Genomic DNA, 21,881 nt, shown 5'->3' with positions numbered 1-21,881 from the left:
GCGCTACACACTGATGGCAACGCAAAGCGAATACGAGTTAGAAACGCAGCTGGTGGAACAACTGGTTGGCATGCACTACGAACGGGTGAATGTCACCGATGAATCCAGTATGAAAGCCAACCTGCGTAAGCAGATTGAAATCCATAACCGACTGGAAGCCTCTCCGCTAACTGACGGCGAATTTAACCGTGTTTTCTTACACCTGACAAAAGGCAATGAGGTCATCGATCGCGCTAAGATCCTGCGCGATCGCTACCAGCTATTGCGTGATGATGGCACTGAGAAATGGCTCAGCTTTATCAATAAAGAGGAGTGGTGTCAGAATGAATTTCAGGTGACGAGTCAGGTGAAGCAGTTCAATGCTGAGCAAAATACGCGTAAAACCCGCTTCGACGTCACGCTACTGATCAACGGCCTGCCGCTGGTGCAAATCGAACTTAAGCGTCGCGGCCTAGGATTGAAAGAGGCCTTCAACCAGATCGATCGCTACCATCGGGATGCGTTCTGGGTCGGCAGCGGTCTGTTCCAGTATGTCCAGATCTTTATTATCAGCAATGGCGTGGATACCAAATACTACGCCAACAACCGTGCCAACCATTTCGAGCAGACCTTCTTCTGGACCGATGAAAAGAATAATCCGCTCAAAGCGCTGGAGAAATTCACAGACGCTTTTCTGAAGGTTTGTCACATCGCCAAAATGATCACCCACTACACGGTGCTGAATGAAACCCGTAAATGCCTGATGGTGATGCGCCCCTATCAGTTTTATGCCTGTGAGGCGATGATCCGCCATGTGAAAGAGAATCTGCACAAGCAGGGACGGCCGGAGAACGGCTATATCTGGCACACCACCGGCTCAGGTAAAACGCTAACCTCGTTTAAAGCCAGCCAGGTGATCATGGAGATGCCGGAAGTGAATCGCGTCATTTTTGTGGTCGATCGCCGGGATCTGGATTATCAGACGGCAAAAGAGTTTAACGGTTTTGCGAAAGACAGCGTGGATACCACCAACAACACCAGTACGCTGATAAAACATCTCAAGCAAAGCAGCACCAAGCTTACGCTGACTACCATTCAGAAGCTGAATAACGCCATCACCCACGAAGGGTATAAAGCGCAGCTCGCACATCTGCGTAAAGAACGCATCGTCTTTATCTTCGATGAATGCCATCGCAGCCAGTTCGGTGATACGCATAAAGCGATTGTGAATTTCTTCGAGAATGCGCAGCTGTTTGGTTTTACCGGGACGCCAATCTTTGCCGATAACGTCAATATCACCAATGGTGTCAAACAGACCACCGAACGGTTGTTCGATAAATGCTTGCATAAATACGTGATTGTCGACGCCATCCGGGATGAAAACGTTCTGCGCTTTGCCGTGGAATATGTCGGTACTTACAAGCGCAAAGAAAGCAGCAATGAGATCGATATCGATGTGGAGGATATCGACACCAAAGAGGTGATGGAAAGCGACATCCGGTTGGGCAAAGTGACCGACTACATCCTTGCCCACCATAACGCCAAGACCCGCAATCGCGAGTTCACCGCGATGTTCTGCGTCGGGTCAGTCGATATGCTGATCACCTACTACAAACTCTTTAAAGAAAAGCAGGCCGCACTGCAGGCGGCGGATGCCAACTACAAGCCATTAAAAATTGCCACCATCTTCACTTATGCCGCCAATGAAGCGGACAAAAGTGATAAAGAGGCGGTAAACGGTCTGCTGGATGAAGAGGATATTAGCCTGCCGCAAGGCGCGAAAGTTGATACCTCGAGTCGCGATCATCTGGATAGTTTTATCAAGGATTATAACGAGCTGTATGGCACCAGCTACTCGGTCAATGATTCAAAGAGCTTCTACAATTACTACAAAAATATTGCCCAGCGCACCAAAGAGAAAGGCATCGATATTCTTCTGGTGGTGAATATGTTCCTCACCGGTTTCGACAGCCCGGCGTTGAACACGCTATATGTTGATAAAAACCTGCGTTTTCACGGCCTGGTGCAGGCGTTTTCCCGCACCAACCGCATTCTCAACGAGAAGAAAAGTCACGGGAATATCGTCTGCTTCCGTAATCTGAAGAAAGCGACCGACGATGCTATCGCCCTTTTCTCGAACAAAGATGCCTCTTCTACGGTGCTGGTCAAACCCTTTGACGAGTATTTCGGGGATTATCAGGACGCTGTCGATCGCTTGTTAACGCTGACGCCAACGGTGGAAAGCGTGGACGATTTACCGGATGAAGAAGCACAATTGGCGTTTGTAACGGCGTTCCGTGATGTGATGCGTTTGAAAAACATCCTCGAAAGCTTTGCCGATTTTGACGATGCGGCTAAACCGCTGTCGGACCAGACGCTGGCCGATTTCACCAGTAAATACCTCGATATTCACGACAAGGTGAAAAAGCACTCCAGCAAAGAGAAAGTCTCGATTCTTGAAGACGTAGATTTTGAAGTTTCGCTGATTCATCGCGACGAAATTAACGTTGGCTACATCCTGCGTCTGCTGGCGGGCATCCAGGCGATGCCGCCAAAAGAGCAGCAGGAGCAGAAGAAAAAGATCATGGATATTGTCGACAGTGACGTCACGCTGCGTAGCAAACGTGAGCTTATCGATAACTTTATCGAAAAAAGTCTGCTGCATGCCTTGCATGACGAAGATATCACTCAGGTGTTTGAAGCCTATGTCGAACAGGAAAAAGGTAAGGCACTGGCTATTCTATGCAGCGAAGAGCGACTCGATTCCATTAAGCTGAACGGCTTACTGGAAAACTACCTCTTTACCGACGTGATGCCGCGAGAGGATGAGGTAGCGGAAACGCTGACCTGGACGCCAAAGATTCTGGAACGCAAAAGCGTGCGAGCTCGGGTCTATGACCGTGTGCGCGATGTGATTGAAACGTTCATCAATGGGATGCGCGGATTTTAATATGCAAGGGCCAACTCACCTATGGCCCTTTAGTTCACGTTTTCTATATAAAAAATCATTGTGTTCATGGCTATGTTCGTCATTGATCTCGGATCAATGAGGGTCATGTTAACTTGATGGAAATCGGACAATTAATCACTGCGTAAGCGTATTGATAACGTGATCCTGCATGAGCTGTGTCATATTGCCGAGCATAACCATAGCGAGCGTTTTTACCGGCTGATGGGACAAGCTATGCCGGAGTGGGGAGTAGCAAAAATGCGGTTGGATGAGATGGCAGGGGTGTTATTTTTTGATTTATGATGTTGAGATGAAATTTTATCTTGGTCAGTAAAATCAATGAGGTATATGTTCATCTCCTCACCAGTTGGAAGTACACTCAGTTACTAAGTAACTTACCAGACTCCAGCTGATTGGTTTGACTCAACCGTCTAATAAAAACCTTATCAGGAATGTTTATATGGCTGTTCCTACCTACGATAAATTTATAGAGCCAGTACTCCGTTTTCTGGCAGGTAAACCTGAGGGCGTACCTGCTCGCGATGCGCATGAAGCTGCGGCAGATGCACTTAATCTTGATGATAATCAGCGAGCAGAAGTGATAGCCAGTGGTCAGTTGGTTTATAAAAACCGGGCAGGCTGGGCACATGACCGTCTGAAGCGAGCTGGATTATCGCAAAGTTTATCCAGAGGAAAATGGTGCTTAACGCCCGACGGGGTTAAATGGGTACAGGCCCATCCCCAGCCACTCGCCGAAGAGGAAGTGAACCACCTGGCCTTTGATTTCATGAATGTGAAGTTAAAACAGCAGCCAGATGCTGTCGATCTTGATCCAAGACCAGCGGCACCGAACCAGGAAGAGCTGGCAAAAAGCAGCCCTGACGATCGTCTTGATCAAGCGTTAAAAGAGCTGCGGGATGCTATTGCTGATGAGTTACTGGAAAACTTGTTGCAGGTATCTCCGGCGCGCTTTGAGGTTATCGTACTGGATGTACTTCATCGTCTGGGATATGGCGGACATCGGGATGATCTTCAGCGCGTAGGCGGTACTGGAGATGGTGGCATCGACGGCATTATTTCGCTTGATAAATTGGGGCTGGAAAAAGTTTACGTGCAGGCTAAGCGCTGGCAGAACACAGTTGGTCGCCCTGAACTTCAGGCGTTTTATGGTGCGCTGGCCGGACAAAAGGCCAAACGTGGGGTATTTATTACCACCTCCGGCTTCACCTCTCAGGCACGAGATTTTGCCCATTCCGTTGAGGGAATGGTGCTGGTTGATGGCGAACGTTTAGTTCATTTGATGATTGAAAACGAGGTTGGCGTTTCCTCTCGTTTGGTTAAAGTGCCCAAACTGGACATGGATTACTTTGAGTAATGATTGATCAGAACCGAATGAGAACCTCGGTTATTTGTTGACGAAGGGAGCTTTGTTTTATTTCAGGCTCTAAGGCTTGTGGGAGTGAATAAAAGACTTTTATTCATACCACGAGTTAAATTCCACTATGCCCAGACTTTATTTTTAATCGCTTGCTCAATAGGCCGGAATAATTACATTCCAATATGTCCATGTTTTCGGTAATACGGCGGGTGGCAACACTCGCCGATGAGATCATGCAGCAGTCAGGAAAATTAATAATTAACAAAGAGATAGAGGGTTAAGTATGGATATTTCTACTTATGACGAAAATGGCTTGCTGCATCTTTTATAACCTGTAATGCTGAGAGCACGAGCAGTACTGGAGCAGCATTATTGGAAATAGAAAATTATGGATAAAGCAGAAGTTCTGGAGAGGAATGATTGGGTTGAAACCACCATCGAAGATTTTTCACAGATAGTGAAGGGGATCTCGCGAAAGAACTACCCGCCATTGCGCTGTCTCGCCTGTGAAAAGCCGGTGCATGATAGTGGACTGGTTACCCCTAATCCTAATTATCGCCCCAGATTCTCGCATTCAGCGCCTCCAGATAATGGAGAGCTTTGCCCACTAAGTGCTGAAACACGCCGTTTCAGCGGGTTAGCCGGGAATGACAGAGTTGCAACAACAGAGTTAGCCAGAACACGTCGAGCTCAGTTTATGGACTTCTCCAGTCTATGTAAGGCTTGGATTGTCTGCCGCTACTTACGGGGAGGAAAGGGAAAGCTTGGCCAAAAGTCGTTTATTCGATTGGTCAGGATAGCTGACAGCTTTGGGATCTGGCGCTATAGCTATCTCCCTGAATGGGGCATTCCTCTTCTTTTAATGCTGATGGACAATCATCCAACACCTAATGGTAAGTCTGCATTTTTTTATGCACTTAAGAAAGACAGGGCTCGCCGGGGTGTTGAGTGGCAAAACCTAAATGTTCGGCTGGAGGCACATTGGGTAAGTAACGGTGAACTTATTGCTCCAAATCCTGAGAGACCAGCTTCATTCCTGCTAGAGATACCCTTCAAGAGGGATGTCGTTAATGACATCCTTAGCAAGGAGGATATCTCATGGTGTACTGAGGATAAGCTTGTGGAACTATATGCATTCAGTATCAGTAAAGCGGATGTTTGATAACTCGATATATACGAGCACACAAGCGTTTTACGTTAATTTAATGGTTGTTGTACTAACGGTACAAAACTGACCTAATCGGCATGATAATCGTTACCGCAGTAACAAGCCCCGGCGAATAATATCGAGTGGGTGACATCCTGATTGCCTGCAGATGTGCGACTACCTCAAGTAAGCCCAGTAGCCGCGCAAGCGGTTTTTTTCATTTCAGCCGGTTAAGGATCTCTTCACCCTTCGTTCGGCGGGCAATTTCTCTCGCCGTCTCTTCAATACCGGGGTAGATGGTACTGGGTTTGATATTAAGCCTGCTAAGCTCCTGCAGGATCGCTTTCTTGTTGCTGATATAGATTCGGTCTACCTTTAGACCGCTGTGGCCGGTATCCGGCAGGACAGCCTCATGCCCGAAAAGCAGAAATGCACCGGACTGAGATGAAATCCTCTGGTTGGCAATTCTCCCGCGCACAAAAAGGATACGGCTCAAGTCGCCTGGAAGTATTGCGTCTTCGAAGTACGGTTTTTCGGAGCGGATGAAATGAATTAGCCTCTTCATTTCCGTAGATTTTTTGTTTCGATGATCAATGGGAATGTCAGTTTCCGGAATGATCTTATTTTTATCTTCCATACTAAGCAGGGACAAGTTAGTTATGCAACTTACGGTGTCAGAGTTATAAAACTTGATGTCGTCCGCCTGGACGGTAAAAATTTTCACATCCCCTGTTTTCTCTTCCTCCGCGTTTTTATCGAGCATGTCTGCGCAGCAGAAATATAGGGCGACCAGCGGATTGGCTGTGACGTCCAGCAGGCGGGTAGGCAGACCATAGTGTTGCATGCGGACCAGCTTATCTATCATGAAATGGTCCTGATAAAATTCAGCCGGATGGGCCGTCAGGATCTCGTTAATCATGTTCTTTTCTTTATGCCTGTAGAGAGGCACGGCCTCCTCTTCACGGAAGAGGGAAGGCTCCAGCTTGTACTTATAGTCGCTGTGTCCGCGATAAAAGACTTCCTGCCCTTCCTGAGCCTTAAATTCATTTATTTTCTGCAGGAACGCCTCTACCGACGTCACGCTCTGCTCGCGTTCATACAATCCTGGCGGTGGCGGTGGCGGAACATTGGCAAGCGGGGGGCTCGGAAGTCTTAACCCAAAAGCATTCATGACTTCAGGAAGGCTGACTTCCTTGATGGCCCAGTGGGTCCTCGACGTTTCAAATAGATGAAAGAAGAACCGATCACCCAGCACTTTGAAGTTATCGACAGCCACTTTCTGGTAGGCATAATCGATGCGGACTGCATAATCTAAATTTTTCCCGTTGACTGCTACACTCTCAAGCATACCCACCCGGATATTGGATACTAGGCGTGACCGTCCATCCAGATTCTGTTCATTCACGAACTCAGTCATCAGCAGGCAAGGTATGAGCTTAAGTTTATCGAGGACCGTTTTATTCACTTCTCTGTAAATGATCGAGAGCCTGTCATTCGTGTATTCCAGATAACGACTCAGGGGCATTGAGCTGTGGGCAAGTTGGCCCACGGGAACGTTCCAGTCTTCATCACTCACTTTCATTATCAGATTTATCACGGGCTTCCCTTCATGTTCATCATTGAGCATATGGTGAGATAACTTTATTCCTGTAAGAGCTTTAAATAAACAGGAAATCCCTACTGGTAATTGACCGTAAGCCTAATATCAGCACAATGCATTTAACCAGAAGTTACAGTAATGTCTGCCTGCTGTTAAGACCAAAATGAATGCAGAACAACTGCGAAACAGGATTAAAGTAATTTCATTATAATATTAAAATATCTGTATCAGATGATTTTTTCAATCCGTATGATGTCCTCAGGGGGAACAGCAATCCCCTCCCGGTCGATACCCCAGTTTGAACAGCTATCCGGAGGCTGATGACGCACTGTTGTATAAGCATAAGCGAGGGCCGCCTCTGAACCTGGCTACTGGGCGCCGCATCTGCTAGCATTCTGATAACAGCTGCGAATGATTGTTAAGTGGAAGAATGCCGTACGGGAAATGGTTATCAGCAACGGTACGGGTGCTATGAAACCAGAATGCTGAAATCACTTCGTCAGGCTCGGTAAGATTGTTGATGGTGTATTCAAAAAGAAGCTGATTAGCTGTTTTCGGAATATGCGGGGCCGCTGTAATGACTTTTTCAAGAACAATATCAAGTAGTACCATTTCTAGTTCAGGAACCGTGCAACCAAAACCTTTACTGAGGGTAATAAGAGTGTTATCCCGTCCTGAGCAGTTGAGCACAAACCCCATAGAAATCTCCTTTTAGAAATATGCGTATTATTTAATAAATTTAGAAAGACCTACTTAATAATAACATCTCATTTTTCTTCATCTTCGAAGTATGATTGCGGCCCTCCTGCCAGACGGTAACTTTCCCTGAGGTCATCCAAATTTTTTTCTTTATAGAAAGGTTCTGCGAAATGTTTTTCATAAACGTTAATCAGGCTTTTATTTCTGGTCGCATGGAATCTTTTTTTTACATCATGAGCTTCCAGCACGTGTATTTTATAGCGTTTCCTGACTGCGTTATTATCACGAAATTTTTCAAGCGATAACTTGCTGTCTGCGCCCAGTTTCCCCGTGGTCCAGAATTCGACATGAATGTCGGCTTCTGGCTTCTCTTTTTTGGCGGCATCGAAAAATACAGGTACCTGATCTCCTATCCAGTGTTTAACGTCTTCATGCTTGACAAAGGAATAGGGTTTGTAGCCTTTGCATTCAATAAACCTTACCTCCTGATATCCCTTAGCGATGAACACATCACTTTCTGCTTTTTTACCGTCAGCAGAACGGAAAACTTTTCCTATCTCAACGGCACCTTCATGTTTCATCACTTCAGCAACAAGATATTCGAAGAGTGCCCCCTGCAGCTGCGCCGCGGCACCTTTAACATTCGTTAGCGCAACCATAATAGAATCAATTTTTTCCAGGTTAGAGCTGGAATTTGTGAAGTAATAGAATAGAAAATCGTTCAGCTCGCGCAGTGACTTTGCAAACTCTTCACCGAACAGATTTTCTGGCGTAGCGGGGATAACGCCCTCCTTCTTCAGAGCATGAAACGCATCTTTGTCGAACTGACTGGCGGCCAGCATAAAAAGACTTTTACCTACGTTTCTTATACTCCTTAGCGATTTACATTTAGCTATAAAGGGCTGTACCTGGGCCAGAGTGACTTTGGTCCCCAGCAGAACGTCACAGGCAAAAAAACCTGGCTTGTTTACATCGCTTCCCTGTGTAACAAGAGGAGACAAATAGCTGGGACCTGTAAAATCGAACAGATAATTTGAAATAGCAGGTGGCTTCCCTTCTTCATCCTGCCTCGTCCTTGCCAGGTTATAGCTGATCAGATTGAGGTTCTGACTCCACTGAACCATCGTCGCGATGAAAATGCTCTCTGTCACCAGACGCGCGTGTATCTGTCTCGATACGGAATCGTACCGCCTTTCATCTTTTTCTCTGAGAGCGATGCATTCTCCAATTTCAGGCAGGATAATTTCAGTGCATAAACCGATTTTCACCAGCCTTTGCCAGACTACTGTGAACGGAATTTTTTTCTTCATGGCTACAGGTGAACCACTTGCAGCACCAAAATCACGCTTAGGAATGATTCCGCCTCTGGCCAGAAGGGCGCTCAGTGCAAGCCCCAATGCTGAACCACTCTCTATCAGCTTATCGGTCAGTACCTGCCAGAACTCATCGCTACCATAGGAGTCCCTGAGATATACAAACTGTTCCCTCTTTGGGAATACATTTTTAATGCTGTTTATCTCATCGGCTAAAACAGCCCGTGAGATAACCTTCCTCGCATTTTCAGCAGAGATGTTTTTGCTTTGAATCAGCAGATCCGCCAGCGTTGAACTCAGGCAGGGACCTTCGCGCTTTAAAAGAGAGATGAGTGTCATAGTATCTTTGTCACACTGCGCTATTAATAATTACAAACATAACATGCTCGGCTCTATTTTAAAAAGGACACTCGATTATTTTATTAAATATCAATTACTTATGCATTATATTTCATTATTAAGTCATTAATTTGTCGCGATTGATGTTTTTTGGTTTTTTATTCTGACCTCTTCAAGGGCGTATATCTGGCACCAAGCTGTCGATACAGCCTATTACGCATCAGTTGCATAAATCCAGTCAGCACATTGAGGACATATCTTCTCCCCATGCCAGCAGACATGGCACCAGCAACATCGCCATTGCCGTATAGTAGTGTTAGCCGGTAGAAGGCGCTTTTGTGGAGACGGTATAGTTTGTGATGAGGTTTGCTCTTGCACTGTCTGGTGCTTGTTGAATCGACATTTTTTAAGCCGAGCGACATTGTTGATATGCCCCGGAAGATGCACAAACGTTTTGGTCGCTGTTAGAGGGTCAAACTGAACACCGATCTGCAGTTTGCAGTAAATGCAATGCAATGAATCAAAATCAACCTGTTGAACAGAGTCTGGTGTAACCCATTCACCATGTACGGTGACGGCGTGAGTGGCTAAAACAAAGTAATTCATCATGAACTCCGAGAAAAATAAAAAAGCCAGCATGGTTAGCTGGCTTTGTAGATAGATGGGGCAATGAAGTAAGCGTCTGGTACAGCGGGTTAGATTTACCGGCTGCTTTTTGTTCTCTTCCTGTTTTTCAATGAACGTACTTCTCCGCGACCAAAGGTTCTGGCATTTCCAGGGAGAACCAGACGTGCGCAGGCATCGATTTTGGTGATGTAACTTAGCGCCTTAAGCAATCCCTTATCCATACTACTGTCACCGCGTTCCAGTTTGCCGAGGCAGCAATCCTCATAACGCGCTTTGTTAGCGTTGCAGTTGTAGTAGATGCCTTTACCTTTAGTGATGGTGTGTTTCCAGTATTCACCGAAAGCATGAGCAATCACGCCATCCTGTTGTGCCTTATTGCCATTTAAGATGAATAGCATGTGGTAATGAAATTTACGCTGTGGCGCATATTCCAGTTTCCACACTGTCCCGAGAACATGGCGAAACAATGGATTTTTTTTCATGTTGCGAAATAGCTGCTGGCGATGCTTACGGGCTTCATCAGCAGTGATGTCAGCCTTATGCTCATTTGCCCATGATAAATCAATCCGCAAGACCAGCAGTCGAGAATGACGCTCCTGCAGGTGACTGATGTAATTCATCACTCCCTTCAGGTTTTTAACCGAAGCTCGCTGGTATTTTCTGTAGGCCTGTTTAAACCCGGCCTGACTCACAGCGAACCGGTAATCCTGTACCAGTTTGTTCAGCATTTCTGCCGTGGTAACAGTATCTGCTCCTACTATTTTCCCGTTATGGATACGGGCATGTAAATCAGTGTTATTAAATAAATTCCGAAGTGTAGCAATACGTGGATTAGCTATTCGTACTTTCATCGCTTCTTGCGGCAGTACATTAAGATAACGGATTGCATCAAGAATGATGGCTGACTCTGCACTCTCTTTATAACCTGATCGGTTATACAGAATAGTGAAAGGTAACTTATGTCCTCTGCTGATATTATTAAGGCAACTATCAAGTTGTTCTAACCTGAATCTGAATTCATTGTCATCGGATATGGTGAGATAGGGAGTGTTATTCTCAATGTGATATTCAGCATGAGATAACATGAATGATTCTGGTAAGTCCATAATGTATTTCTCTGAAGCCAGTCAGTAATGACTGGCTGGCAATGTATAAAGGTGGTTACTGGACGAGGGGCTTCATCTGATATGAAGCATGAATAGTAATATCAGAAATAGTGTCTGTGTGATAACAAAGTCTAAGTGTATGACGCCATTAATGAGTGTGATATAGCGTGTTTATATGAAGTGATATTGATTGGTGATTGAATGTGTTAATTAATGATTGGTAATGCATTAAATACAATAATAAATAAACCGACTATGCAACTCACATTAAGGCCATGTGCCATAAGGCACGAGAGCATAAAATCATGGTGTGAAGTTAGTGACCTTTTCATCACTATCTTTGGAGTCTTTTATGCTCTTGACTCATTAACACGGGCTTCTAACCATTCTTTTATCTCACGTTCAATCCAGCGGGAACTGCGGCCAAATTTCACCGGTTTTGGGAACTTACCGTCCTGCGCCATTTTATAAAACCACTTATCGGACAAACCGGTTAGTTCAGTAATAAACTGCATGCTGACAAATTTATCCTCGTGAATATTAATCGTGCTCATGACATGTCTCCAAAAATGTATCAGGAGGACACCGGATGGCATCCTTTCATGTCATAGGCCTCATATGTACAGATTTACTTTTCCCTGACGTTATTTCATAAGAAAAGGATTGCCAGTCGAGACGGGGATAACTATCAACCACACATCAAAAATCTGGCGCAGCTACACTTTCACACAGTCAATTCATGGTGTTCTCAGAGGCAGTTTTTCACTAAAAAAGTGCCTAATTACAGGGGTTGCATTAGACTTCCACCCTACGATTTACACTATGATTATTGCTATGAATTACCCTATGAATTACTATACATGCATTGCAGTTCACATAATAAAAAGAGGTAATTCCTTGTGAGTGATGAGTTATGGATCGACATTAAAAGCTCGCGTGATATCAGGTTATTTCTGTGGCTAAATGGGGATGATGTCGCTATTTACAATTATCGTTTGAAAGATAGCAGCAAGAAATACAGCGCAGATCTGATTTATGGAGAAGATTATAGATTAGCAGCAGAGGCAATAAATGACGCGTTTCGTCTGTTTTATAAAGACCCAGATATACTTCGTGCATATGCATCTAATTTTAAAAAAGCCAAAGATGCAATGTTGCCATTAAAAGAATTCAACTGGTTTAAACGCTGCAATGATGCCTGTTACTTTACCTGGGTGTATATAAGGGCTCTCAGTAATAAAAATAAAGCACTTGGTAGTTTTAATATAAATGAACCGTGCACTGTTTATACCCGGACGTATTATCACCGGCTGATTAAAATTCAGTATCCTGTAAGCCATAGTGAACGCCTTGAGTGCATAAAAGATTTTTTTGACAGGTCATCGATGGATCTTTCATCAAAACTATTGATAATGTCGAAGATAAGATACGAGTGGGACAGACACTCTCCTTTAGTAAATAACCTCCCCCTAAAGAAATCTGAGAAAGTAAAAATACAATGGGCGTGGGACTATATTTCTAAGGACAAGGTTAACGTTATCATTGGTTCAATAAAGAGAGCGCAAGCTAAGATAGCAAAAGGAACTCAACCCCATCAGGACAATATACCTTCTGAGCATATTTTTAATGAGGCGTACAAAGCAGCTTTACAGGGCTACGTCCACAACCCTCATTTCGTTAGCCTTTTCAGGCCATCAACGACAACTGAGAAGTATCTTGCACTACGTTGTATTTATATTTGCATGTATTGTTACGACAATAATTTTTTATCCAGATTTAAGAAATCGTGGGAATCATCGGTTTACAGGAAGACAAAGAAGAAAGTCACGGTTCGCGAAAAATCAACGTCAGAACCAGTAGGGCGGGAATTCAGTAATGTAACTGATGCAGAGAAAATCATCGCAAAAATACCTTCAGAAGCTGAAAAGCTTCATGATAAATTACTCTTACAAACATCCAATGAAAAGCTAAATAAAATTACATCTACTCCTGAAATTGATGCCGGAGAAAACAAAAAAGTCAAAGATGACTCAGTAAATAACTGGTATGGCATTCCTTTTTAGAGTTTTCTATTTATAAATAAAAAAGGCCACGATGAAAGTGGCCAATAATTGTCAACATCACTCACTCCAGATTATTTCAAACCTATATCACCCAACTGAGAACACCGGCATATCTTTGTCTGGACGAATATCTCATTGATCATCAATACCGATCGATACTCAATTAAAAGATAGTTTTCACCTATCAATATGTTGGTAATTGATCGTTTTTATTATAGATAATAACGATCAATTTGTTGAAACTGATCTGTATTAACGATTATCCCATTCCCTCTCAAATGCATACGATCAGGTGGCCTTTTGTTCAGCAAAGGGCCATTTTTCGTTTGCAAAACAACAGCAAGGATTCTCTATGTTGAAGATAAGCTCCGCATTCTTTTTCAGTACGGCACTGTTCAGCGCAGCGGTGCACGCCATGGGCCAGGAGCAACAATGGGGCAACTGGTTTGGCACTGTTAATGCGATGGAGTTTGAACTGAATACCGACAATAGCGCCGGAGAACGCATGACGCTCACCTGCCGGGACAGTCATCTGATATTGAACTACAGCGGGTCTGATAAGAAACCCTTAGGTGTACCAGATGAAGGTCAGGAAGGCATGGGGATTAATATCAACGCTGTACATTACCTGCCAGGCAAGGCGGCTTTCATCGCACTCAAAAACACAGACAGCCATGGGCAGATTGAAATCACCCGAATCAATAAACCCTTATCTCACCCATTCAGTACCGCAGGACTCAAGGACGCTCTGGAGGACCTTAACTGGGAAGACTGCATCAGCCATTAATCACCCCATCCGGTAGCTCATGCTCCCACATTGTTAATCATCAGCAAGGATATCTGTATATGGCGACATTCCTTTCACGCCTGATTTTGATCTGTACCCTTTCAATCCCGGCCTTCAGTTTTGCCATCACCATTCCCGGTAACATTCATCCAGAGCGATACACATTCTTTCTGACAGATAACGGCGGTGAAATGCTTCGCGAAATGAACGATGCAGCAGTCAGCGTAAAACTCAACAACAGAGTTGGTTTTAGCGCTGAGGCACAAAACAAGGCTGCTGCTGCGAACATATCTCCTTTGCTGTACGCAGCATCACCCCTTGAACAGAACTTTATCCGCTACGACAGTAAACCGGTTAAGGCTCTGACTTGTCTCGTAACGACCCGCACTATGCCGGGTCAGAATAAAAATTACACATGGGAGGAAACCTACTGCCTTGATGAAACCGGTGCTGCTTACATTGGCACAAAAGGCTGGCCGTCACGCACCATCGTTGAAAAGAGCTGTGCGGTGGGTGCCTCTGGTTGTCCTGTATATCTTGGCCTGAACAATGATCCACCGACCCTGCGGAATGATGCTGCGCAATATATTCCTTACAGCAGCAAACGCGTAAGTGGGCAGAAAGAAAGTAACTCTCAGCCAAAAGCAGCAACTGGAGAAATCGTAGCAGAGCAGGATGGTTATGTGGTGAATTACGTCAAAGCCAGCAGTTGTGCTGACAACAAACTGATTGTCAAAAACACAAGCTCCGGGAAAACTGCTGCAATTGCAGGATTAAATGGTTGCTCTTTCGACCCGAAGAAAAATGTAGTAATTATCTTTCCTCTAAATGAATACGTCGGTGTTTACAGTGGCCCCACAAACGCTTCTGAGGAAATAGCCTCCGTCGATCTCCCCTGATTACTCACCTGGTCCGGTATGCGCTTCCTGCGGTACCGGACGTTTTATGGACAGACCTATGAAAAGCCACAAACTCCCGGACGATACAGCGCCAGATACAGCACCTCTGGATCTGACCTGGCCCGTTGTTTTCAGCGTCGCGGGACTCACTCTACTAAGAAGTAAGTCGGTCGTATGCCAGACCATGGGAGCCAGCCTGATGACCTTTAGCCTGATAAGACTCATAAAAAAACTCGCCATTCTTGCCTGAAAGCTGATTCCCGAAAAAAGCTGAAGTGTTGCGTCATCAAAGGGCTGGCTGCGATCGCGGAGGACAGGATTAATGATCATGCCTTTGTTTTATCGGTATGCGGCAAAACGTATGAACACCTGCCTCCCGTCATAAGGCGAGTCGTGAAGTACGAATGGTGCATTCGATGCTTCCAGCACGGTAAACCTTTCATTCTGCGTCGATTACAACATCACCAGCTCGATGAGCTAATCCCGCCGACATTACCTGACAGTGAACTGTCGCCACAGCAAGAGCAGCCACCCGCTACTCCCTGAATACCCTCCATAGCCACTTCACGGAAGTGGCTTTTATGCCCATTTATAAAGGAATTAACTATGACTCGTTTAGCTAGCCGCTTTGGTGCGGTCAATCTTGTTCGCCGCGACCGCCCGTTAACCCGAGACGAACTGGCACACTATGTACCGAGTGTGTTCAGCGAAGAAAAGCATGAATCCCGCAGCAACCGATACACATATATTCCGACAATTACCCTGCTCGATGACCTTCAACGCGAAGGCTTCCAGCCATTCTTTGCCTGCCAGACCCGAGTCCGGGACCAGAGCAAGCGAGAGCACACCAAACACATGCTGCGCCTGCGTCGCGAAGGCCAGATCACTGGCAAACAGGTGCCAGAAATCATCCTGCTTAACAGCCATGACGGTTCAAGCTCATACCAGATGTTGCCGGGGTTATTCAGATCGGTTTGTCAGAATGGGCTGATTTGCGGTGAGTCGTTCGGAGAGGTGCGCGTGCCGCATAAAGGCAATGTGGTGGAGAAAGTCATTGAAGGGGCTTACGAAGTGCTGGGGATATTTGACCGGGTGGAGGAGAAGCGCGATGCCATGCAGTCGCTTTTGTTACCGCCACCAGCACAAGAGGCGATGGCGAAAGCGGCATTAACCTATCGCTTTGGTGAAGAGCATCAGCCGGTGACGGAAAAGCAGATACTTTCTCCACGCCGCTGGCAGGATGAAAGTAATGACTTATGGACTACTTACCAGCGTATTCAGGAAAACCTGATTAAAGGTGGGCTGTCCGGTCGAACGACTAAAGGTCAACGCTCCCATACACGCGCCGTTAAAGGCATCGACAGAGATGTGAAACTTAACCGTGCCCTTTGGGTGATGGCCGAGAATATGCTGCAACTTGCCTCATGAAGCTTTTTACCAACCCTATCTTCACGTCCCGCCACTAAACCGGCGGGGCTTTTTGTTTTAAGGAGCAATTATGTCCGCACTCAATTTATCCCCGGTATTCCTGCCAAATGAGCAACGCGTTATCCGTCGGGCGTTACGACTATTGGAAAAGTATCAGCGCCAGCCGAATGAGTCTTTTAACTCCACCTGCTTCACCAAGACCTGGCTTCAGCTACAAATGGCTTACCAGGAGCGGGAAGTCTTCATCGTGATGTATCTCGACAATCAGCATTGCCTGCTGGAGCGAGAAACACTGTTTACCGGCACGCTCAGCCATACCGAAGTGCATCCCCGCGAAGTGGTTAAATCAGCCCTGAAACATAACGCCGCTGCGGTCATTTTGGCGCATAACCATCCATCCGGCACGACAGAAATCAGTCAGCAGGACAAACATATTACTCAGAGGATTATGAAAGCGCTGGCACTAGTAGAAGTACGTGTGCTGGATCATCTTGTGGTGGGAAACGAGGTTGTGTCATTTGCTGAATGTGGCTGGTTGTGAGGTGCAGAATGAAAATAATCAGTAAGTGCCAGGCGATGCATATTTATCGTCAGCATCCCGAATCCAAGCTATCTGCCTTCTGTACAGGCCACTACCGGTGGCATGGTAGTGTCTGCCATTACTACGGACGTGAAGTTCAGGATATCAGCGGTGTACTCGCTGTTTTTGTTGAGCGTCGTCAGGACCGGGCGGGCCCGTATGCCATTCTTCGCAGCGTGACGATTAATTAGTCATCTCTTTAACAGTTATAAAGGAATATGTTAATGCAGTCGACCACCTTATCCGGCACATCAGCGGAGAGCGCATCCTGCTTTCAGTGGGGATTAATACGTAATATCACGCCGTGCTTCGGCGCTCGCTTGGTTCAGGAAGGCAACCGTCTCTACTTTCTGGCTGACCGAGCTGGGTTTAATGGCTCATTCATTGACGATGAAGCATTGCGCCTGGACCAGGTGTTTCCACTAATAATGAAACAGCTCGAGCGGATGCTCACCACTGGTGAGCTTGATCCCCGCAGTCAGTACTGCGTCACTCTGCATCACAACGGACTCACCTGCGAAGCTGACACTCTCGGCTCTCATGGCTACGTTTATATTGCTATTTATCCCCAGTCAACTGTAACTAGGTAACACCTTCCTCTTCCTTTATCAGGGTTTCAACTCATGCATATATCAACTGTACCGGCCACGGTGCCGGTTGCGTCACTCCTGTCGCCCGTGCAGGTCTGGCAGCAGCTTTTAACCTATCTGCTTGAGCATCATTACGGCCTTACGCTCAACGACACACCATTCCGTGATGATTCCGCCATACAGGAACATATCGAAGCAGGAATAACACTGGCTGATGCGGTGAATTTTCTGGTTGAACGTTATGAACTGCTACGCACTGACCGCAAAGGGGTTAAATGGCAAGAGCAGGCACCCTTCCTAACCGCTATCGATATTCTCAGGGCCAGGCGAGCTATCGGATTAATGAATATAAATTCTTCGAGCACCATTCCTGATTTTTACCTCTGAACTTCCCACCTTATTTATTCATCGCATAATGCGCCTGCCATTTCCGGCAGGCGTGTTTGCTTTTATGGATGATTGACGATGCAAACAGAACCCGATGTATTAACGGAACACAATGAACTCATCTGTTCGACCAGTATAGAACGAGTAGTTTCTGGCCGCGATGCAGCACTGCTGCAGATTGAAAAGCTCATCCAGCAGCTGGATGCTATTTCACGGTTAACCTCAGAAGTCGGTGGGGGGACCGCACAAGACTGGGCGATGAAATCTGGACACCGCTACGATAGTTGGCTGACTGAAAAGGTTGATAAAGCGATGCCGGCTATCACGCGTAATATCGACTGCAGTATCTGGCGCGATTTGATGTTGAAATCCGGCATGATGGCATTGATGGATGCACAGGCTCGCGACCAGTGGCATAAGAACCTGGAGGAGGGGGATCTTCCTGCTATCAGCGAGGCAAATATCCTCAGTACCTTTGAACAGTTGCATCTGAACAAAATGGATGTTTTTGAACGCGGCATTATCAACGTTTTCAAAGGGCTCTCATGGGATTACAAAACCAATAGCCCCTGCAGCTTTGGTAAGAAGATCATCATTAATAATCTGGTGACGTATAACAGATGGGGATTTAGTCTGAACTGGGGCTGGCGACGGGATCAGTTGGCTGACCTGGAGCGGATGCTGTTGTTACTCGATGGCAAACCAGTACCTGACAACCGTGGTGATATCTCTGTCAGATTGATGGAACATATTCGGGATAACCCGGCTAAGGATGCTTACGAGGATGAGTTCTTCAGTATTCGTTACTTTCAAAAGGGAACCGCGCATCTGACGTTCAAGCGTTTGGAGTTGATAGAAAGGATGAATGACATTATTGCCAAATACTATCCAGGGATGTTAGCCAAGCCCTGGTGAAGCGGCGAGTTTCAGCTGCTTCCTGTTGGTAAAAACAGCTCAAAAATGGGAGAATATATGTTCACATAACTCATTGATTTTCATTGATTGCTAACTAAAGTTGATTGAGTATACAAGTGAGTATACAAAGTAATATTAACTTATTAAATATTCATTTAATTCAGATTGTTAGGTTTTATTTGCGAGTCCGGCCTTCGCACTGGTCTTATTCCTTTTGTTTTACAAGTTATTGCAATGCCAAAGAACACCTAATTTTCTCCAAAAAGGCGCTTCCCCCCTTCCAGTCATCCAAATAAACACCATCCAGTACAATCCTTGAACTATTATTAATACCACCAATCCCCCCAGCTCACGGCGCTATCTATCCAGGAAAACTAATCCTAATAACCTCACCCCACATACATATCAGCATTGAGAGCAGCCAGCGCGGGCATATCGCCCACTATCACCATTATTGTCGGTGCGCCCGGACGGTGCCGGGAATATATGGCATCGGCTCTAGCAGGCCGAGTACTGCGGTTGTGGCGGTGGCGACCGTAGGACTGGCTGTAAGTATCCCGCATAATCGTGCCATCGGCATACCGTTTAGCATCACCCGGTGACAGGAATGACCATCAACGGCGCGGGGGGCATCCCAAACGAGCACATCATCGTCGCGCTTACACAGACCGCTGGGCAACCTTTGGTTGTTTCCACAGTTTCTGGTAGTAAACCAGTTGAAACGGTGTCGCTCAATTTCACCAAAATTAAATGGGAGATCACCGTGCAAAAAACGGGTGGCGAATAATAAAGGAGGTAATGCCTCTTCGGTCTGGGATTTGGTGCAAAACCTCACGGATAAATAATGACGAACATGCTTATTCCGCTAACGCAGTTTACCAGCTTATGGCGGCGGTTATCTCCCGCAGCGAGTCAGTGAGGCGCGAACTGGTCCGCTTCTGCAATACGTGTGCTTTCTGATAAGCGGTGGGTGTTTGCAAACAGAGGCTGGCGATGACCTTATGAGGAAAGGGGGAGCGCTAGTTGCCGGATGCCAGCGGAAAAGCGCAATCTCGCTTAAGTAAATAGACGGAGCGACATTGATAAATACAAATCATAAGGCCTGGATAATAGTGGTAATCGAGATATTTGTGGATAACTCTGTGCGTAAATGGGTATAAGACGGCATTCTGCTGTGGATTGCAGCAGTCAGTCATTTTTCTGCAATTTAAGGGTTGCGGCCCCGGGGAAACTCCCTATAATGCGCCTCCATCGACACGGCGGATGTGAATCACTTCACACTAAGTAGCCGGGTTGGTTGAAGAGAAAAACCTGAAAATGAGGGTTGACTCTGAAAGAGGAAAGCGTAATATACGCCACCTCGCGACAGAGCGCTAAAGCGCGTCGCAACTGCTCTTTAACAATTTATCAGACAATCTGTGTGGGCACTCGAAGATACGGATTCTTAACGTCGCAAGACGAAAAATGAATACCAAGTCTCTGAGTGAACACGTAATTCATTACGAAGTTTAATTCACGAGCATCAAACTTAAATTGAAGAGTTTGATCATGGCTCAGATTGAACGCTGGCGGCAGGCCTAACACATGCAAGTCGAACGGTAGCACAGAGAGCTTGCTCTTGGGTGACGAGTGGCGGACGGGTGAGTAATGTCTGGGAAACTGCCCGATGGAGGGGGATAACTACTGGAAACGGTAGCTAATACCGCATAACGTCGCAAGACCAAAGTGGGGGACCTTCGGGCCTCACACCATCGGATGTGCCCAGATGGGATTAGCTAGTAGGTGGGGTAACGGCTCACCTAGGCGACGATCCCTAGCTGGTCTGAGAGGATGACCAGCCACACTGGAACTGAGACACGGTCCAGACTCCTACGGGAGGCAGCAGTGGGGAATATTGCACAATGGGCGCAAGCCTGATGCAGCCATGCCGCGTGTATGAAGAAGGCCTTCGGGTTGTAAAGTACTTTCAGCGAGGAGGAAGGCGTTGTGGTTAATAACCGCAGCGATTGACGTTACTCGCAGAAGAAGCACCGGCTAACTCCGTGCCAGCAGCCGCGGTAATACGGAGGGTGCAAGCGTTAATCGGAATTACTGGGCGTAAAGCGCACGCAGGCGGTTTGTTAAGTCAGATGTGAAATCCCCGGGCTCAACCTGGGAACTGCATTTGAAACTGGCAAGCTTGAGTCTCGTAGAGGGGGTAGAATTCCAGGTGTAGCGGTGAAATGCGTAGAGATCTGGAGGAATACCGGTGGCGAAGGCGGCCCCCTGGACGAAGACTGACGCTCAGGTGCGAAAGCGTGGGGAGCAAACAGGATTAGATACCCTGGTAGTCCACGCCGTAAACGATGTCTATTTGGAGGTTGTGCCCTTGAGGCGTGGCTTCCGGAGCTAACGCGTTAAATAGACCGCCTGGGGAGTACGGCCGCAAGGTTAAAACTCAAATGAATTGACGGGGGCCCGCACAAGCGGTGGAGCATGTGGTTTAATTCGATGCAACGCGAAGAACCTTACCTACTCTTGACATCCAGAGAACTTAGCAGAGATGCTTTGGTGCCTTCGGGAACTCTGAGACAGGTGCTGCATGGCTGTCGTCAGCTCGTGTTGTGAAATGTTGGGTTAAGTCCCGCAACGAGCGCAACCCTTATCCTTTGTTGCCAGCGGTTAGGCCGGGAACTCAAAGGAGACTGCCAGTGATAAACTGGAGGAAGGTGGGGATGACGTCAAGTCATCATGGCCCTTACGAGTAGGGCTACACACGTGCTACAATGGCATATACAAAGAGAAGCGACCTCGCGAGAGCAAGCGGACCTCATAAAGTATGTCGTAGTCCGGATTGGAGTCTGCAACTCGACTCCATGAAGTCGGAATCGCTAGTAATCGTAGATCAGAATGCTACGGTGAATACGTTCCCGGGCCTTGTACACACCGCCCGTCACACCATGGGAGTGGGTTGCAAAAGAAGTAGGTAGCTTAACCTTCGGGAGGGCGCTTACCACTTTGTGATTCATGACTGGGGTGAAGTCGTAACAAGGTAACCGTAGGGGAACCTGCGGTTGGATCACCTCCTTACCTTAAAGAAACGTTCTTTGAAGTG

The 21,881-nt window shown here is 46.4% G+C and carries 17 protein-coding genes, 1 rRNA gene and 2 pseudogenes; 15 read left to right on the top strand and 5 right to left on the bottom strand.

Annotated elements, in window-relative coordinates:
- Positions 1-13: 13 nt before the first annotated feature.
- From K7B04_RS02185 to K7B04_RS02170, 4 genes and pseudogenes are all read left to right on the top strand, one after another.
- Positions 14-2,929: a type I restriction endonuclease subunit R gene (locus K7B04_RS02185; RefSeq protein WP_223803416.1), complete on the top strand. Its 2,916-nt coding sequence runs from the start codon at positions 14-16 to the stop codon at positions 2,927-2,929.
- 144 nt (positions 2,930-3,073) lie between these two features.
- Positions 3,074-3,232: pseudogene (locus K7B04_RS02180) on the top strand (M48 family metallopeptidase); the annotation flags it as partial.
- 157 nt (positions 3,233-3,389) lie between these two features.
- The gene (locus K7B04_RS02175) at positions 3,390-4,304 is read left to right on the top strand and encodes a restriction endonuclease (protein WP_223803415.1); all 915 of its coding nucleotides are present in this window, start codon (positions 3,390-3,392) and stop codon (positions 4,302-4,304) included.
- A 391-nt stretch (positions 4,305-4,695) separates the two neighbouring features.
- On the top strand, positions 4,696-5,469 hold the full coding sequence (locus tag K7B04_RS02170) for a hypothetical protein (protein WP_223803414.1): 774 nt from the start codon (positions 4,696-4,698) through the stop codon (positions 5,467-5,469).
- A 202-nt stretch (positions 5,470-5,671) separates the two neighbouring features.
- Here the strand turns inward: K7B04_RS02170 and K7B04_RS02165 are convergent, their stop codons facing one another.
- From K7B04_RS02165 to K7B04_RS02145, 5 genes are all read right to left on the bottom strand, one after another.
- On the bottom strand, positions 5,672-7,036 hold the full coding sequence (locus tag K7B04_RS02165) for an FRG domain-containing protein (protein ID WP_223803413.1): 1,365 nt from the start codon (positions 7,034-7,036) through the stop codon (positions 5,672-5,674).
- Positions 7,037-7,441: 405 nt separating this feature from the next.
- Positions 7,442-7,753, bottom strand: a complete 312-nt coding sequence (locus K7B04_RS02160; RefSeq protein ID WP_210180473.1) for a hypothetical protein — start codon at positions 7,751-7,753, stop codon at positions 7,442-7,444.
- 68 nt (positions 7,754-7,821) lie between these two features.
- The gene (locus tag K7B04_RS02155) at positions 7,822-9,405 is read right to left on the bottom strand and encodes a hypothetical protein (RefSeq protein ID WP_210180474.1); all 1,584 of its coding nucleotides are present in this window, start codon (positions 9,403-9,405) and stop codon (positions 7,822-7,824) included.
- Positions 9,406-10,106: 701 nt separating this feature from the next.
- Positions 10,107-11,138, bottom strand: a complete 1,032-nt coding sequence (locus tag K7B04_RS02150; protein WP_223803412.1) for an inovirus-type Gp2 protein — start codon at positions 11,136-11,138, stop codon at positions 10,107-10,109.
- 350 nt (positions 11,139-11,488) lie between these two features.
- Complete coding sequence (locus K7B04_RS02145) at positions 11,489-11,692, bottom strand: AlpA family phage regulatory protein (protein WP_023315141.1); 204 nt, start codon at positions 11,690-11,692, stop codon at positions 11,489-11,491.
- A gap of 345 nt (positions 11,693-12,037) precedes the next feature.
- Here K7B04_RS02145 and K7B04_RS02140 point away from each other — a divergent pair, with 345 nt between their 5' ends.
- The 11 genes and pseudogenes from K7B04_RS02140 to K7B04_RS02090 all read left to right on the top strand — a co-directional run bounded on the left by K7B04_RS02140 (position 12,038) and on the right by K7B04_RS02090 (position 21,856).
- The gene (locus tag K7B04_RS02140) at positions 12,038-13,201 is read left to right on the top strand and encodes a hypothetical protein (protein WP_210180477.1); all 1,164 of its coding nucleotides are present in this window, start codon (positions 12,038-12,040) and stop codon (positions 13,199-13,201) included.
- A 352-nt stretch (positions 13,202-13,553) separates the two neighbouring features.
- Positions 13,554-13,988, top strand: coding sequence for a hypothetical protein (locus tag K7B04_RS02135; RefSeq protein WP_068795348.1), 435 nt, complete (start codon positions 13,554-13,556; stop codon positions 13,986-13,988).
- 59 nt (positions 13,989-14,047) lie between these two features.
- Positions 14,048-14,887, top strand: a complete 840-nt coding sequence (locus tag K7B04_RS02130) for a hypothetical protein (RefSeq protein WP_210180478.1) — start codon at positions 14,048-14,050, stop codon at positions 14,885-14,887.
- Positions 14,888-15,493: 606 nt separating this feature from the next.
- The gene (locus K7B04_RS02125) at positions 15,494-16,315 is read left to right on the top strand and encodes a DUF932 domain-containing protein (protein WP_210180481.1); all 822 of its coding nucleotides are present in this window, start codon (positions 15,494-15,496) and stop codon (positions 16,313-16,315) included.
- Between the two features lie 70 nt (positions 16,316-16,385).
- Entirely contained in the window at positions 16,386-16,856 is a 471-nt protein-coding gene (gene radC / locus K7B04_RS02120; RefSeq protein ID WP_223803411.1) for a DNA repair protein RadC, read from the top strand.
- 8 nt (positions 16,857-16,864) lie between these two features.
- Positions 16,865-17,086 (top strand): DUF987 domain-containing protein, encoded by a 222-nt coding sequence (locus tag K7B04_RS02115; RefSeq protein ID WP_223803410.1) that lies wholly within the window; start codon positions 16,865-16,867, stop codon positions 17,084-17,086.
- A gap of 33 nt (positions 17,087-17,119) precedes the next feature.
- Positions 17,120-17,485 carry a type IV toxin-antitoxin system YeeU family antitoxin gene (locus K7B04_RS02110; RefSeq protein ID WP_223803409.1) on the top strand — a complete coding sequence of 122 codons (366 nt, stop codon included), beginning with the start codon at positions 17,120-17,122 and terminating at the stop codon, positions 17,483-17,485.
- A gap of 33 nt (positions 17,486-17,518) precedes the next feature.
- Entirely contained in the window at positions 17,519-17,872 is a 354-nt protein-coding gene (locus K7B04_RS02105; RefSeq protein ID WP_210180485.1) for a TA system toxin CbtA family protein, read from the top strand.
- Positions 17,873-17,950: 78 nt separating this feature from the next.
- A complete protein-coding gene (locus K7B04_RS02100; RefSeq protein ID WP_210180486.1) occupies positions 17,951-18,787 on the top strand; it encodes a DUF4942 domain-containing protein in 837 nt (278 codons plus the stop codon).
- 682 nt (positions 18,788-19,469) lie between these two features.
- Positions 19,470-19,632 (top strand): annotated as a pseudogene (locus tag K7B04_RS24540) (type VI secretion system tube protein Hcp); the annotation flags it as partial.
- Between the two features lie 685 nt (positions 19,633-20,317).
- Positions 20,318-21,856, top strand: a 16S ribosomal RNA gene (locus K7B04_RS02090).
- Positions 21,857-21,881 lie beyond the last annotated feature (25 nt).

Origin of the sequence: Kluyvera sp. CRP (assembly GCF_019930565.1) — a bacterium.
Taxonomy (GTDB): Bacteria; Pseudomonadota; Gammaproteobacteria; order Enterobacterales; family Enterobacteriaceae; genus Kluyvera; species Kluyvera georgiana_A.
This window is presented reverse-complemented; position numbering and strand designations above follow the sequence as displayed.